General features: G+C 66.3%; 13 protein-coding genes. 8 read left to right on the top strand and 5 right to left on the bottom strand.

What is annotated here, in order from left to right; translation table 11 throughout:
* Positions 1 to 120: 120 nt before the first annotated feature.
* From QX126_RS19560 to prfH, 4 genes are all read left to right on the top strand, one after another.
* Positions 121 to 1,104, top strand: coding sequence for a phosphotransferase enzyme family protein (locus QX126_RS19560; protein WP_315736192.1), 984 nt, complete (start codon positions 121 to 123; stop codon positions 1,102 to 1,104).
* A 175-nt stretch (positions 1,105 to 1,279) separates the two neighbouring features.
* Positions 1,280 to 1,732, top strand: coding sequence for a hypothetical protein (locus QX126_RS19555; RefSeq protein WP_315783027.1), 453 nt, complete (start codon positions 1,280 to 1,282; stop codon positions 1,730 to 1,732).
* Between the two features lie 448 nt (positions 1,733 to 2,180).
* Positions 2,181 to 3,320 (top strand): RNA ligase RtcB family protein, encoded by a 1,140-nt coding sequence (locus QX126_RS19550; RefSeq protein ID WP_315783026.1) that lies wholly within the window; start codon positions 2,181 to 2,183, stop codon positions 3,318 to 3,320.
* Entirely contained in the window at positions 3,317 to 3,940 is a 624-nt protein-coding gene (prfH, locus tag QX126_RS19545; protein WP_315783024.1) for a peptide chain release factor H, read from the top strand. Before QX126_RS19550 ends, prfH begins: the two co-directional genes overlap by 4 nt.
* Positions 3,941 to 4,064: 124 nt before the next feature.
* Here prfH and QX126_RS19540 read toward each other — a convergent pair whose 3' ends face one another.
* Both QX126_RS19540 and QX126_RS19535 read right to left on the bottom strand, forming a co-directional pair.
* Positions 4,065 to 4,895, bottom strand: a complete 831-nt coding sequence (locus QX126_RS19540) for a hypothetical protein (protein WP_315783022.1) — start codon at positions 4,893 to 4,895, stop codon at positions 4,065 to 4,067.
* Positions 4,892 to 5,668: a hypothetical protein gene (locus QX126_RS19535; RefSeq protein WP_315783021.1), complete on the bottom strand. Its 777-nt coding sequence runs from the start codon at positions 5,666 to 5,668 to the stop codon at positions 4,892 to 4,894. Before QX126_RS19535 ends, QX126_RS19540 begins: the two co-directional genes overlap by 4 nt.
* Positions 5,669 to 6,045: 377 nt before the next feature.
* Between QX126_RS19535 and QX126_RS19530 the strand changes: the two genes are divergently transcribed.
* Positions 6,046 to 7,305 (top strand): Hsp70 family protein, encoded by a 1,260-nt coding sequence (locus QX126_RS19530; RefSeq protein ID WP_315736188.1) that lies wholly within the window; start codon positions 6,046 to 6,048, stop codon positions 7,303 to 7,305.
* 6 nt (positions 7,306 to 7,311) lie between these two features.
* Here the strand turns inward: QX126_RS19530 and QX126_RS19525 are convergent, their stop codons facing one another.
* Positions 7,312 to 8,808 (bottom strand): hypothetical protein, encoded by a 1,497-nt coding sequence (locus QX126_RS19525; RefSeq protein WP_315783019.1) that lies wholly within the window; start codon positions 8,806 to 8,808, stop codon positions 7,312 to 7,314.
* On the bottom strand, positions 8,805 to 10,316 hold the full coding sequence (locus QX126_RS19520; RefSeq protein WP_315783017.1) for a hypothetical protein: 1,512 nt from the start codon (positions 10,314 to 10,316) through the stop codon (positions 8,805 to 8,807). The genes QX126_RS19525 and QX126_RS19520 overlap by 4 nt, the downstream gene beginning before the upstream one ends.
* Positions 10,317 to 10,640: 324 nt before the next feature.
* Here QX126_RS19520 and QX126_RS19515 point away from each other — a divergent pair, with 324 nt between their 5' ends.
* On the top strand, positions 10,641 to 11,213 hold the full coding sequence (locus QX126_RS19515) for a GNAT family N-acetyltransferase (RefSeq protein ID WP_315783015.1): 573 nt from the start codon (positions 10,641 to 10,643) through the stop codon (positions 11,211 to 11,213).
* Positions 11,214 to 11,224: 11 nt separating this feature from the next.
* Here QX126_RS19515 and QX126_RS19510 read toward each other — a convergent pair whose 3' ends face one another.
* A complete protein-coding gene (locus QX126_RS19510) occupies positions 11,225 to 12,274 on the bottom strand; it encodes an alpha/beta hydrolase (protein WP_315783013.1) in 1,050 nt (349 codons plus the stop codon).
* 155 nt (positions 12,275 to 12,429) lie between these two features.
* Between QX126_RS19510 and QX126_RS19505 the strand changes: the two genes are divergently transcribed.
* Both QX126_RS19505 and QX126_RS19500 read left to right on the top strand, forming a co-directional pair.
* Complete coding sequence (locus QX126_RS19505; protein WP_315783200.1) at positions 12,430 to 13,977, top strand: winged helix-turn-helix domain-containing protein; 1,548 nt, start codon at positions 12,430 to 12,432, stop codon at positions 13,975 to 13,977.
* 161 nt (positions 13,978 to 14,138) lie between these two features.
* Positions 14,139 to 14,309 carry a Flp family type IVb pilin gene (locus QX126_RS19500; protein WP_315736183.1) on the top strand — a complete coding sequence of 57 codons (171 nt, stop codon included), beginning with the start codon at positions 14,139 to 14,141 and terminating at the stop codon, positions 14,307 to 14,309.
* Positions 14,310 to 14,729: the final 420 nt, after the last annotated feature.

The following is a 14,729-nucleotide window of genomic DNA, read 5'->3' as shown; positions in this document are numbered from 1 at the left end:
CGGGCAGCCCGGTACAACCTGCCTACGCCAATGCGATGGATTGCTCGTGCCCGTCCCGCCTTTCACCGCGGACGGCAGCAGCTTAGGATGCCATCGTCTCCACAATCCGGAACACGCGACGTGCCCGACTTCGAGCCGATCTACACCACGACCGGCGCCGAGAGCGTGGGCCGCTTCGTGGCAACACACTACGCGCTATCAGAGCCGCTCGCGTGCCGCCTGATGAACCGCGGCTTCAACGACGTCTATCTGATTACATCCGCAACGGGCGCACGCTACGTCTTCCGTCTGTCGCATCACCGCGCCCGCGGCCCGGCCGATGTCCGCACCGAGACCGACTTCCTCGCACATCTCGCGCGCTGCGGCGTGCCGGTGGCCGCGGCGGTTCCGGCGCGCGACGGCGCGCTGTTCGTACGCGGCGAGGCGGCGGAAGGCCGCCGCGAAGGCGTGCTGTTTCACGCCATCGAGGGACGGACCCCGGAGGTCGCATCGCAGAGCGACGCGCGCGCCAACGGCGTGACGCTTGCCCGAGTGCACGCGGCGGCGATGTCCTATCGGCCCGAAGCGCCGCTCTATCTTCTGGACCTCGACCATCTGCTGCGCCGGCCGCTCGCGCGCGTTCAACAGCTCTGCAGCCTAATCGATGCCGACGATGGCGGCTTTCTCCAGGACATCGCGGAGCGAACCGCCGCACGGATCGAGGCGATGGAGGGCCTGACATGGACGCATTGTCACGGCGACTGCCACGGCTTCAATGCGCGCATCGGCGCTGGCGGCGAGGCCGTGTTCTTCGACTTCGACGACGGCGGCCCCGGCTATCTGGCCTATGACATGGCCGTGTTCCTGTGGGCCAAGCTGTCGTTCGGCCGGCGCTTTCATGCGGCGTGGCACGCCTTCGTCGACGGCTACCGCTCGGTCCGCCCGATCTCGACCGCTGATTTCGAGGCCGCGCATGCCTTCGTGATCGTCAGGCACTTCTGGCTGATGGGCGAGCAGGCCAGCCGTTCGCGCGAATGGGGTAGCGAGAATGTCCGCTGGGTCACGCAGCAGCGGGAATTTCTCGAAGGCTGGGAGGCGCAGCAGCTTGGGACGCGCTTGCTATGAGCTTGGGCGGATCGGAGGGATTGAACCGGAGAGCTCCGGCGGCCGACGCATGATCCGGCGTTCAGGCTTGCAGGGTTCGGTCCTTTCCGCGGTGACGATGACGAGATTAACGTTTCGCAATCCTTCCGCCGCCACCGAAGCAGACGCAGCACGCCCGCATCGGAGATTTTGAGCCATGACAGACACGATCGTTCAGTCGCGCCGGCTGGGCATCATCGGTTGCGTGATCGGGCTTGTTGCTCTGGTCGCGGCGGTTCTGCCGCATTGGATGCTGCCGGTGATCGATCCGCCGCCGCCAATCGACAAGGTCATCGTCGATGTCGGATATCGCGTGAAGGAGCGCCTGATGGCGCGCATCAAGGGCGCCGACTACCAGGCGCCGGTGCGCGAGACGTCCTGGACCGACCTCCTGCACCAGCAACTGCCGGTGGCCGCGGTCTCGCTCGGGTTGCTTGCGATCATTCTCGGCGTCGTGGGTCAGTTGCGTCGCGAGGAGCGGCACGTCGCGGCGATGGCGACGACCCTGGGCGGCTGCGCGATCGCCGTGCAGCTTTCCTTCTTGCTGATGGGCGCGCTGATCGTGGTGGCCATCATCTATTTCCTCGGCGATTTCCTCGCGCTGTTCTGATCGCGAGGATGCACGTGCCTGGATCTGCCGGCTGCGGGCAGATGCGCCGTTGTCCATCTTCGATGCCGCCCATTCTGTGCGAGCGCAGCGAAGAATCCAGTGTGGTGCGTGGGGCCCTGGATTGCTTCGTCGCTGCGCTCCTCGCAATGACGGAGAGAAAGCGAGCTGCTCGAAAACGACGGGGCATCCGTGTCCTGTACGTCACAGCGGGACATCGGTTGAATGATGCACATTGCCAATATGATCGGGATGTGATTACTACGCGCTCCGGCGTCGAGCATTCGGCTCCGCCGCACAGGGGAGAGACGATGACTGCGATCATCCGTTGCTCCGCCAGGAGCCGCCAGGACTGATCCTCGCGTGAGGCGAGGCTTGGTCTGGCATGCGTGCGTCCGCGCGCGCTGATCGTCCCTGACCAGTTCTCCCTGTCTTTCTCCAAGGTATTTACATGGGCAATTCCCATCGCGTGGACGGCCGTGCGCCGGTCCACGGCTTCTACTCGTCCAGCTCCTGGATCGAGGGCGCCGCTGCGCGCCAGCTCGAAACGGTGGCTGACATCTGTGGCGTGCGTGCTGTCGCCGGCATGCCGGATCTGCATCCCGGCAAGTTCGGTCCCGTCGGCTGCGCCATCCTCGCCGACCATATCCACCCGGCCTTCGTCGGCTCCGATGCGGGCTGCGGCATGGCGCTGTATCAGCTCGACCTCGCTTCGCGCCGGATTCGCGTCGACAAGGCGGCCGACCGGCTGCGCGACGTCGCCACCCCCTATGACGGCGACATCGTGGGCGAGCTCGCAGCTCATCAGCTTGCGCCGTCCGACTTCGATGCGTCGCTCGGCACGATCGGTGGCGGCAATCACTTCTGTGAGCTGCAGGCGGTCGAGGAGGTGTTCGATCCGTCCTGCGGTATCGATCGCGACCGCGCCCATCTGCTGGTGCATTCGGGCTCGCGCGGCCTTGGCCACGCGCTGCTCGAACGGCACGTTGCGGAGGGTCTCAAGCCGCTCGCGCCGGACAGTGAGGCTGGCCACGCCTATCTGGCAGCGCATGACCACGCGCTGCGCTGGGCGTCGCTGAACCGGCAGGTGATTGCGCAGCGGGCCGCGACGGCCCTGCGCTGCGAGGCCGATCCGGTCTGCGCGTGCTCACACAATTGCATCGAGCATCGTGCAGACGGCGTGTTGCACCGAAAGGGGGCTGCGCCGTCCGACCAGGGTCTCGTCGTCGTGCCGGGCTCGCGCGGCGCGCTGTCCTATCTGGTCGCGCCGCTCGCGTCAGCGCCAAAGGAGGCGTTGTGGTCGATCGCGCATGGCGCCGGTCGCAAGTTCGACCGGAGTTCGATGATCGGCCGTGTCGGCGCCACGCGATCGGATCGCGAGCGTCTCGCGCGCAATCCGTTCGGCGGCCGCGTGATCTGCGAGGACCGCGCGCTGCTCGCCGAGGAGGCGCCGGAGGCCTACAAGCCGATCGCCGGCGTGATCGCCGATCTCGAAGCATTCGGGCTGGCGCGCGTCGTCGCCAGCTTCCGCCCGCTGGTGACGGTGAAGAAGATCGCCGTCCAGCGGCCGCGCAGGGAGGACCGGCGATGAGACGGCTGCTCCTCACGGCGGGCCGCGGTCCGGCCGAATGCCGGATCGCGGTCGCGCATGCGCTGCAGCGGCTCGCCGACGAGGCCGAGGCGGCGGACTGCGAATGCGCGATCGCGCGAGAGCAGACCGACCGGCATGGGCCGGCCAGCGCGATCGTCGTGCTGGACGGGCCGACGGCGTCCGACCTCGCGCGGCGCTGGACGCAGGGCTCGCTGCTCTGGGTGTGCCGCAGTCCGCTGCGGCCGCATCACGGCCGCAAGAACTGGTTCGTCGGCATCGTCGATCTGCCCCTGTCGGAGCGGATGGCGGCGTTGGCGGCCGCCGACGTCCGGTTCGAGAGCTTTCGTGCCGGCGGGCCCGGCGGCCAGCACCAGAACAAGACCGAGAGCGCGGTGCGCGCGGTTCACGTGCCGACGGGGCTGGTCGCGATCGCGCGCAACGACCGCTCGCAGCATCGCAACAAGGCGCTGGCGCTCGGGCGTCTCGCCGCATTGCTGGACGGCCGCGCGCGCCTGGCGGACGCCGGCGAGGCGCGCCTCATCCACGCGGCCCATGACAGCGTCGCACGCGGCGCAGCCGGGCTGCGCTTCGAGGGACCGGCGTTCAGGCCGGTTGAATGAGGATTTGGGCAGCCAGGCAACGAACCCTCCAAGGCTGCTTCACTCCGGGCCGGCCGCGACATCTATACCGGCCCTAGTTAGGCCAACGGCTCTCTCGATCGCTTGCCTTGCAAGATGCACGATCTTACAAACTAGTGGCCACTCTTTGGCGATCACTTAAGAACAGCTTGCGCTCGTTATCATCCGCCCAGTTGACCAACATAGATTCGCCGCCAAGTATCTTTTTGGCGTATTCTACTGTTTCCCCGCCGTCGTCAGAGTTTGGACGGAAGATTGAAAACGTCTCCGCTGTTTCATCCTCTTGTTTAATGTCGGCATACATATAGGCCATCCATCCAGCGCGCTCGCGAACGATCTTGGGACGCTTCATCGTAAAATCGATGGCTTCGTACACGTAAAGGCGTCCATTCTTCTGACTAAATGAAGGCTTATGTACCACATGCTTACCCCTGACTGGGTGCTCGCGCATTACGGGATGCCGGACCCCAAATTTCGGCGCATCGGCAAGTAGATTCAGTTCCGTGAGCGCATGAGAGATTTCCGAATCGAGACCGCGCGTTAGGTCCTCCTCCTCCCCCAATTCGAAGGCCTCCATGACCGGAGCTTCAGAGATCAACAAGGAGTAAAGAAACGCACAAACTGCTTCCACCGAATCACCTCCGGTGTCGGTAATCTCACCGGCTTCCACTACGAAGTAATTTGGCGTCTTTGCTTTGAGAATTGAATCCATCCGACCGAGGCCTATCTCGCTACGCCAAAAGTTCAGCCATTGAAGATAGACATCGGGGTAGCGAAAGCGTTGACCCAACAAGCGCCGATCGAGTTCGCCAGTATCCCGCTCGCCTATGAATCGCGCAGCAATGCCGCAAGCATCGCGTGCAATTACACCGACGTTCCTCGTCTCATTGCGAAAAGGGTCCTCGACGTTCTTCGCAATCCAATATTGTACCGTCATGGCGACACCTTTGGCCCAGCCGGCATTTTCGTGAAACTCGCTTTATTGTTCGTTACAATTCCATCTATATCGTCGCGACGTTCGCGCAAGAAGTCGTAAATTGTTGCTTTTTTTGCATGGGGGATACCCACCGCACATCCCGCTTCGACGGCACCTTCTAGATAGTAATCGGGAAGCGATTTGACACGCGCGACCCAACCATCAAATCCGTTCCAAGTATTGAGTTCCGCCGCAAGGCAATGCCCGCCGATCATGAGTTGCCCCTTTGCATTGGCCATCCGCTGATCGACGTCTCCGCCGGTAGTCATAAACGCGTGGCTATGGTCGAACAGGGTTAACTCGCCGGTTGTAGTATTGTAAGAGATGTTCTGAGGATGACGATCGGCGTTCATAACCAAAACGTCGAAGAGCACGACCCCCCACGAAAGCTCTGGCAGCGCGCCGACGACAGTGCTTGGATTGATCGGCGGCAACGCGTGACCGGCGGTATTAAAATCCAACGAGCAGAAGTATGTATCACCGTTCTTCTGCAACAGCGCACCGGGCGGACAGGGAAGCAAGAGCGCTCGTGCAATCATGTTGCAGACCAACTCGTTGCCAACGATGTAAGGCTCCGCAGGAGTAGCCTTCTTGGCCACTGCTGACATCCCGACAAAAACCGAACCCGTAGCGCCAAGCCCGACCGGACCGCCCCAAGCCCAAACCTTGTATTTGCTCGCCGTCACATCTCTTGCCCCGACCCCATAGAGAGACAATACAACTAAAAACTGCATCGTGAAATACCGAAATGGCGGGCCTTCGTCTACGACTAGCAATGCCGCGCGTCGAGCGCGGCATGAGCGAACTCAGCCGCCTCCACGCTTTTGTTGTTAGTGGCATCGTGGCCAGCGTCCTGCAATGCAAGGTTCGGCGCTCCGTTATCGCAATCGCAATAGCCGACTGCCGGAAGCGCGCCGGTCCCCCACGGGAGAGCTGCGAATGTCAGGAGCGCAGCCTGGACCCTCGTCACCTTTTCGCCAATTGCGCTGCGCAACGGAGGAGTCATGCGCAATTTGGGGAATCTTCATGCCGGTCATGCCTCACATTCGCACATGACATTGCGGTGCGAAACGGCTAAGCGGACCGCCCCCCGGACGGAAACGAGACGAGCATGGCGGCAGCGGCCCATTGTGGCATCGACTTCGGCACTTCGAACACCACGGTCGGCCTCAGCAATTCCGCCTCCGCAGAGCTCATCCCCCTGGAGGGCGAGCAGCGGACCTTGCCGAGTGCGATGTTCTTCGATTTCGAGGATCACGGTACCCAGTTCGGGCGCAGCGCGATCGAGCGCTATCTGACCGGCCACGACGGCCGCTTCATGCGCGCGCTGAAGAGCATCCTCGGCACCGCGCTGATTCACGAGAAGACCTATATCCGGCAGAAGGCGGTGCCGTTTGCCGGCATCCTCGGCTTCTTCTTCGCGCATCTGAAGACGCAGATCGAGACGCGGCTCGGCAGGGAGATCAATCAGGTCGTGCTCGGCCGTCCCGTCCGCTTCGTCGACAAGGATGATGCGGCCGACGCGGAGGCGCAGGGCGCGCTGGAGGGCATCGCGCGCGACCAGGGTTTCAAGCACATCGCGTTCCAATACGAGCCGATCGCCGCCGCGCTCGACTACGAGCAGCAGGTCGCCCGCGAGGAGCTGGTGCTGATCGTCGACATCGGCGGCGGCACCTCGGACTTCTCGATCGTGCGCGTCTCGCCCGAGCGGCGCAGCAAGGCGCAGCGCGAGGACGACATCCTCGCCAATGGCGGCATCCATATCGGCGGCACCGATTTCGACCGGCTGCTCAGCCTGAAAAGCGTGATGCCGCATCTCGGCTATGGCAGCCGGACCGTCGACGGCAAGCGCGAGCTGCCGACGGCCTATTATCACGAGCTCGCCACCTGGCACCGCATCAACCAGCTCTACAAGAGGGGCGTCATCGGCGAGCTGCGCCAGATCCGCTACGAGGCCGAGCGGCGCGATCTGGTCGACCGCTTCATCAAGGTGGTGGAGGAGCATCGCGGCCATACGCTTGCGATCGGCGTCGAGCAGGCCAAGATCGCGCTGACCGCGGCGAAGTCGCTGACCTCGGTGCTGTCGGAGAAGGACGACTGGGCCCGCATCCGCTTCACGCGCAAGGATTTCGACCGCGCCATCGCCGATTCCGTCGAACGCGTCGTCGGCACCGTGACGAAGCTGCTCGACGATGCCGGCGTCGGGGCCGCTTCCATCAACACCATCTTCCTCACCGGCGGCTCGAGCATGGTGCCGGCGCTGCGTCAGGCGATCCTGGCGCTGTTTCCGGCGGCGCGCATCGCGGAGACCGACCTGCTCGGCAGCGTCGGCATCGGGCTCGCGCTCGACGCGCGCCGCAAGTTCGGCTGAGCCCGCTCAGCGCGGTTCCGACGCCGAGGGCTGCGGGTCCTGCACCCGGAGTGTCCGCGGCCGTGGCGCGGCGCGCGGCGGAGCCGGCGCCGATCCGGGAGCGCGAGCCTGGCTGCGCTTGGCGCGAGCCGGCGGAAGGCTGGTCGTCGTTGTCGCCGCACCCGCCCATTCTCCGTCACGAATGATGCGCCAGGGTTCGGGATCGATCGGACGCGATTGCGGAGGAACGACCGCGGGCCGGCTGGCGCGGCGCCGCCGCGGCGGCTCGCTCGGCACCGGCGGAGCGACCGGACGGACCATGTCGGATGTCGTCTCGGCGGCCGGCGGCGCATCGGCGGGCATTTCGATTGGGACTGCCGCCGCGGCCGGCTCGGCCGCAACAGGCTCGGCCTGAACGGCGGGCGCAGCTTGAGACGGCGTCTCCGCTCGCACGATCGATCCCGTGGTCTCCTCGACCGGCCCCGACTGGAACATGTCATTCGGCAGCAGCACGCCCGCAATCGCGAGTGCGGCGGCGAGGCTTCTGCCGAGCGAGATCGGCGCAGGACGCTCGCGCGGCAGCGCGGCGCTGCTGATCATCCGGCGCCCGGCATCGACGCCGACCACCGCGACAAAGGCCGCGAAGCCGAGGCTGCCGCCCACGCTGGGCAGGATCGCCGCCGCCTGGACCAGCAACGCGGTCAGCGCCACCGCGGCGACCAGCGGCTGGACCACGCCGTGCAAACGCTGCGGCGACGACATGCCGACGAAACAACCGGCAAAATACGCGTCGGACAGGCGGGCATCGTCCGGCACGAGCTGCTGCAGGATGACGAGACCGGCACAGGCCAGTGCTGCCGAGACGAAGATGCGCGCCGGCCGCCCTGCGGCCGCGACCTGCGGCAGCCTCAGCGCGAACATCGTTGCGACCATTCCGACGCCGCACAGCGCCAGCATGAGCACCGAATGATTGAGACCCTTATCGAAGCCCTGAAGGCTGGCGACACGCAACGGCACGCCATCGGCGCCGAGCAGCGGCGCGAGACTGAGGAACAGAAACGAGCCGATCGCCGCGAGCGCGCCGAAGCGCCCGCCATAGCCGCGCAACAGCACGACGCGCAGCCGCATTTCGAGCGCGCAGACGCTGCAGAACACGAGGCCGCAGAACAGCGACAGCAGCAGGAAGGACCTGTCGACCGGAAGCCCCGACCGCGCCACGCTTTCGCTCAACGCAACGATCGGCGTCATCCCGCTGAAGCTGCCGCCATAGACCGAGGAGGAGAAGGTCGTCGGCAGCAGATCTCTGGTTCTTGCCGTGATCAGGCCGGCGCAGAGCAGCAGGGTGGCGGTGACCGACGCGAGCGCCGGGGGCAGACCCGACGTGCTCAGGTGCAGCGTCGCCAGACAGCCGAGAAAGGCACCGGCGAACGAGGCCAGCGGCACGACATTCAGCAACCGGCGCGGCCAGCGGCGAGAGCCGGGCTCGGACGACTGGTCGAGCGCGCCATCGCGGTCCGCTGTCACGGCCCCGCCAACGTCGACGGGTCCGGCCGCCACTCCGGCGCGGGCTGCACCTCATGGCGGGCCACGATGCGCGGTCGCGCCGTCGTGTGCGGCACCACACGCGTCTGGTGGCGCTTCGGCGGCGCAGCTAGGACGCCCACGGCCTGACCGTCGCGAGCGATCCGCCGGGACGGCCCTGCGGAGGCCGGCGACGCGGACTGCTGGGACGGCTCACTCGGGCGCCGCGCGGCGAGCGGATTGGCGCCCTGCGGATCCAGGATCTGAAGCGGCAGATCCGGCGCTGTGGCAGCGGCCGAGGCCGGCTCGCCGGGCACCATGCCGTCGCGCCGATCCTCGTCACGTGAGGGCATCGTGGTCCGCGCCGGCGCAGCGGCCCCGTCCGCGTTCACGAACGGACCGTTGGGCTCCGCCACCGGCCGCTGAAACATCAGCTCGCTGGAGAGCAGCACCGCGAAGATAGCGAGTGTGGCGACGAGCCCCCGCGTCCAGGCGAGGGCGGTCTGCCACGGCGATTCCCCTGCCTCGACGAACAGCCGGACCGCAGCATCCACGAAGATGACCGAGACGAAGGCGATGTATCCGAGGCTGCCGCCGACGCTCGGCAGGATGGGACCGGTGAGGATCAGCAGAGCCGTCAGCAGCACCGCCGCGGCCATCGCCTGCAGCAGGCTGCGCAGCCGCCGCGACGACGACATGCCGACGAAGCAACCGGCAGAATAGGCGTCGAGATCGGGGGCGTCGCTGGGCAGGAGCTGCAGCACCACGAGGCCGGCAAAGGCCACGGTCGCCGCAACGAAGATGCGCACCGCGCGGCGCGACCCTGCCACGGGCGCCCAGCGCAAGGCGGCCATCGTCGCCAGCATGCCGACCGAGCACAACGCGAAGGTGAGCGCGATGCCGCCGAGCCCCTGCTCCAGGGCGCCGCGACGCGCGATCGGAAACAGCTCGCCCTCGGCGCCGAGCAGCGGCGCCAGACCGACGAACAGGAACGAAGCGACCGCCGCCAGCGCGCCCAGTCGTCCGCCATAACCGCGCGCGAGCCCGCCGCGCAGCCACATGTCGAGCGCGCAGCCCAGACAGAACATCAGTCCACAGAACAGCGAGAGCAGAACGAAGGCGGCGTCGAGCGGCAGGCCGGCGCGAATGACGCTGGCGTTCAACAGCGCCACGGGAGTCATGCCGACGAAGCTGCCGCCATAGGCCGACGAGAAGAACGTGCTCGGCACCAGATCCGCGGTCCGTGTCAGGATCAGCGAGGCGCACAGTAGCAAAGCCGCCGCCGCCGAGGCAATCAGCGGCGACAGCCCGGCTGCACTCAGATGCAGGGTCATCAGGCAGCCGAGGAACGCGGCGATGAACGACGCCAGCGGCGGGCAGCCGAGCTGGAACAGCTGCGAGCCGTAGAACGGCACGGCCCGGCCGAGCTGCCGATCGCGCCATGTGCGCGGATCGAAGCTCTGCTCCGCCCGCAGACGACGTAACTGACGATCCGCCGCTTTGCGCTTCATGTCCACGACACCCCGAATCGCGCCAGCCCAAGATCTGCGTGATGATCTCGCGGCAAGCGAATGGTTGACGTTCGGGCGCAACCCTGAGCCCGAGCCGGCGCAGTTTCCTGCGACGGTTGTACGCGCGCTGCATTCGCGCAGGTTGCGTGTGCTCGATTCATGCACTGCAATGCAACGTTGTGGAAGTATCGGGCTCCAGTCCGGGCGTGAAAGTTCCTGGCAACCTTAATGGCGGAGCGCGATGCGAATTATCAATGACATGCGAGTTAGACGGCGTAGCAACCCCGGCTTGCAAACGAGCTTGGTAAACGACAGCATGGCGTCATGCTCACGCCCACGTTGCATACCGCCCGTCTGATCCTGCGGCCGCTGGCCCTCGCCGATGCGCCGGCGATCCAGCGTCAGTTCGACAACTGGAACGTGATCTGCAACCTCGCGGCCGTCGTGCCGTGGCCCTATCCTCCCGACGGCGCCGAGACCTTCGTCAGGCTGCAGCTCGACAGGATCGCAGCCGGCGAGGAGCTCTATCAATGGGTGCTGGTGCTGCGCGACAGTGACGGCGAGGCCATCGGCAACATTCACTTCCGGCCACGCATGCAGTCGGTGAAGGGCCATCGCGGCTTCTGGCTCGCCGAGCCCTATTGGAATCGGGGACTGATGAGCGAGGCGATCGCCGCCGTGAACGACTTCGCCTTCGGTCCGCTCGGCCTCGATCAGTTCACCGTCTGCAACGTCGCGACCAATGTCGCGTCACGGCGAGTCAAGCAGAAGACGGGCGCCGAGTTCGTCGGCTTCATCGAGGTCGCGCACCACAATGGCGAGACCTGCTCCGAGCAATGGATCGTGCGGCGGGAGACGTGGCTGCAACGCCGAGCGAAGCAACGCGCTCCCGCCTGAGATCGTCGGCGCTACGCGCTCGCGGTCACGTCGAGCACCGCCTGCGCAAACGCTTGCGGCGCCTCCTGCGGCAAGTTGTGGCCGATGCCGCCGGTGATCAGCCGGTGCTCGTAGCGGCCGGTGAACTTCCTGGCATAGGCTTCGGGCGCTGGATGAGGCGCGCCGTTGGCATCGCCCTCCATCGTGATGGTGGGCACGGTGATGTCAGGAAAGGTCGCGAGCTTCGCCTCCAGCGCATCATATTTCGCCTCGCCCTGCGCGAGGCCGAGCCGCCAGCGATAGTTGTGCACGACGATGTCGACGTGATCGGGATTGTCGAAGGCGGCGGCGCTGCGCGCGAATGTGGCGTCGTCGAACGCCCATTTCGGCGAGGCCGTCTGCCAGATCAGCCTGGCGAAGTCGCGCCGGTTCTTGTCGTAGCCCTCGCGGCCGCGCTCGGTCGCGAAGTAGAACTGGTACCACCATTGCAGCTCGGCGGCCGGCGGCAACGGCATGCGGCCGGCCTGCTGGCTGCCGATCAGATAGCCGCTGACCGAGACCATCGCCCTGCACCGCTCCGGCCACAGCGCCGCGATGATGTTGGCGGTGCGCGCGCCCCAGTCATAGCCGGCGAGGGTCGCGGTCCTGATCGCGAGCGCGTCCATCAGCGCGACGATGTCGGCGGCGACGGCGACCGGCTGGCCGCTGCGCAACGCGGTCGGCGACAGCAGCCGCGTCGTGCCGTAGCCGCGCAGATGCGGAATGATGACGCGATGGCCGGACGCGGCCAGTGCCGGCGCGACGTCGGCGAAGCTGTGGATGTCGTACGGCCAGCCGTGCAGCAGGATGACGACGGGACCGTCGGCCGGACCTGTCTCGGCATAGCCGATGCTGATCTCGCCGGCCGTGACCTGCTTGATCGGTCCGAGCGACGTCCCCGCCCCCGGCCGGATCGCCGGCAGCTTCGTCGCCGCCTTGAAGCTTTGCGCCTGCCCAGCGCTGGAGCCGAGTTGAAAGGTCGCAACGGCGGTTCCGGCAAGGGTGAGGAAACGGCGGCGGTCGGGGTAAAGAACGGTCGGCATGGCGGAGGCTCCTGGTTCCGATGTGCGGCCCTTGTGCGCCATGCATCCGCGCGGCGCTTGGAGGAGGCATTGATTTTTCCTTGAGGCCGGCTTGATTTTGCGGATCGCGTGACGCGAGGGTGAAACCGGCTGCCGCGGCGGCCAGGGCGGTGCATGTGGTGTATTGCTTCGACGATTTCGTGCTCGATCCCGGCCGCCGCGAGCTGCGCCGCGGCGACGGCCTGGTTGCGATGGAACCGCAGGTGTTCGACCTGCTCGCGTTCCTGATCAGGACGCGCGACCGCGTCGTCAGCCGCGACGACATCCTCGCCGAGGTGTGGGGCGGCCGCATCGTCTCCGAGGCGACGCTGGCGAGCCGCATCAGCGCCGCGCGGAGCGCGATCGGCGACAGCGGCGAGGCGCAGCGCCTGATCCGCACCATTCCGCGCAAGGGCGTCCGCTTCGTCGGGGAAGTCCATGAACAGGCGGACGCAGTGCAGACGCCGGCCGTATCGGCCGCACCCGCCTTCGACGGCCCCGCCATCGCGGTGCTGCCGTTCACCAACATGAGCGGCGATCCCGAGCAGGACTATTTCGCCGACGGGATGGCCGAGGACATCATCACCGCGCTGTCCCGCTGCAGCGGCCTCGCCGTGATCGCCCGCAACTCCTCCTTCATCTACAAGGGCAAGGCCGTCGATATCCGTGCGGTCGGACGCGAGCTCGGCGTCGGCTACGTTCTCGAAGGCAGCGTGCGCCGCGCAGGGTCCCGCCTGCGCATCAACGGACAGCTGATCGATGCGGCATCCGGCGCACATCTGTGGGCGGAGCGCTTCGACGGCCAGCTGGACGATGTGTTCGCGCTGCAGGACCGCATCACCGAAAGCATCGTGGCGGCGATCGAGCCGACGCTCGAGCTGGCGGAAGGCGAGCGGCGGCGCGCCACGCCGCCGCTGCATCCGGACGCCTACGACCTGCTGCTGCGCGCCGCCAGCCTGCGCGACGCCTTCACGCCCGACAGCCTCGCGGCGGCGGTCGCCTGTCTCGACCAGGCGCTGGCGATCGATCCCGCCTGCGCGCCCGCGATGGCGGCTTGGGCCTATTGTCAGGCGCTGCGCCACTTCCAGGGCTGGAGCGCGCCGGACGAGACCTATCGCACGGCCGCCGTCGCGCGGGCGTGGCAGGCGTGCGAGCGTGCGCCCAGTGACGCGCAGGTGCTGTGGATGGCGGCCTTCGCGATCTGGAACATGGCCGAGGACATCGCCCCAGCACGGGAGCTATTCCGCCGCTCGCTTGCCATCAACCCCAACTCGGCGATGGCGCTGACCTTGAGCGGGTGGATCGAGATCATGGCCGGACACACGGCTGCGGGCCGCGCGATGATCGAACGGGCTCGGCGGCTGAACCCGCGCGATCCACGGGGCTGGTTCGCAGCCGGAGCGCTGGCGATCTGCGCGGTGGCGGAGGACGATCTCGCAGGCGCCATTCGATGGGCGGAGATCGCGCTGACGCAGAACCGGCGTTTCGCCGTCGCGCTCCGCGTCCTGATCGTGGCCCTGGTCAGGACCGGGGAGATGTCGCGCGCCGGCGATGTCGCCCGTCAGCTTCTGAGCCTCGAACCGGATCTCACCGTGTCCGGGTTCCTCGAACGGATCCCGTTTCCGGCCGGAATGCTCGCCACAACCTATGCGGAGGCGCTGCGCGCAGCCGGGGTGCCGCCGTGATCCCGTTCGCGTGCAGCGGACCCTGCTGCAACTGAAATTTTCGACATGAACGGCAAAGTTGCGAAACTTGGCTGGACCTCGTTCACACTACCTTAGGTTCCATTCCGTAATTTTGCGGAGATCGTCCCGGCGGCCATTTGCCGGACGGCGGAGGGGAATTGATGAGGAAATTGCTTCTCAAATTTTACGAGGATGAATCGGGCGCAACCGCGATCGAGTACGGCCTGATTGCGGCCGGCATCGCGCTCGCGATCATCACCATACTCAACAAGCTCGGACTGACCCTGGAAGGCATCTTCACGACCCTGACTACGAAGCTGAACGGCGGCTGATCGATCGATTGTCTGCAATGGCGTTCTCAGGATCGGAGCAATCCGGTCGCCATGGTCGGACTGGCCGGGCCTCGCGCCCGGCCTTTGTCTTTTGATATAGTTCCATTCTTCGATGGAGCGGCGCCGCAACCGACCTATCAGGGCGTCGTGCTGCGTCCAGCCTGCTCGCAGGCATTCGTGCGGCGCCAGCAGGACTCGGCGCCGATCCGGCAATGGGCATGCATCCCGGCGTGATACTCGCATTCCTCGGCACAGTGCCGGCATCAACGTATCCGGACGCGCTGACGCCTAACTCTGTTCCCGCCTGCATCCATCATCGATTGGGCGATCAAGTTCGATCGCGCGGCGCGACCTCAATCATCTCACGATCCGCGTGACGGAATTATCACCTCACCGTGCGTCACGGCTTCCGGCATTTCA

The sequence above is a fragment of the Bradyrhizobium sp. SZCCHNPS1003 genome (genome assembly GCF_032381555.1).
Taxonomy (GTDB): Bacteria; Pseudomonadota; Alphaproteobacteria; order Rhizobiales; family Xanthobacteraceae; genus Bradyrhizobium.
This window is presented reverse-complemented; position numbering and strand designations above follow the sequence as displayed.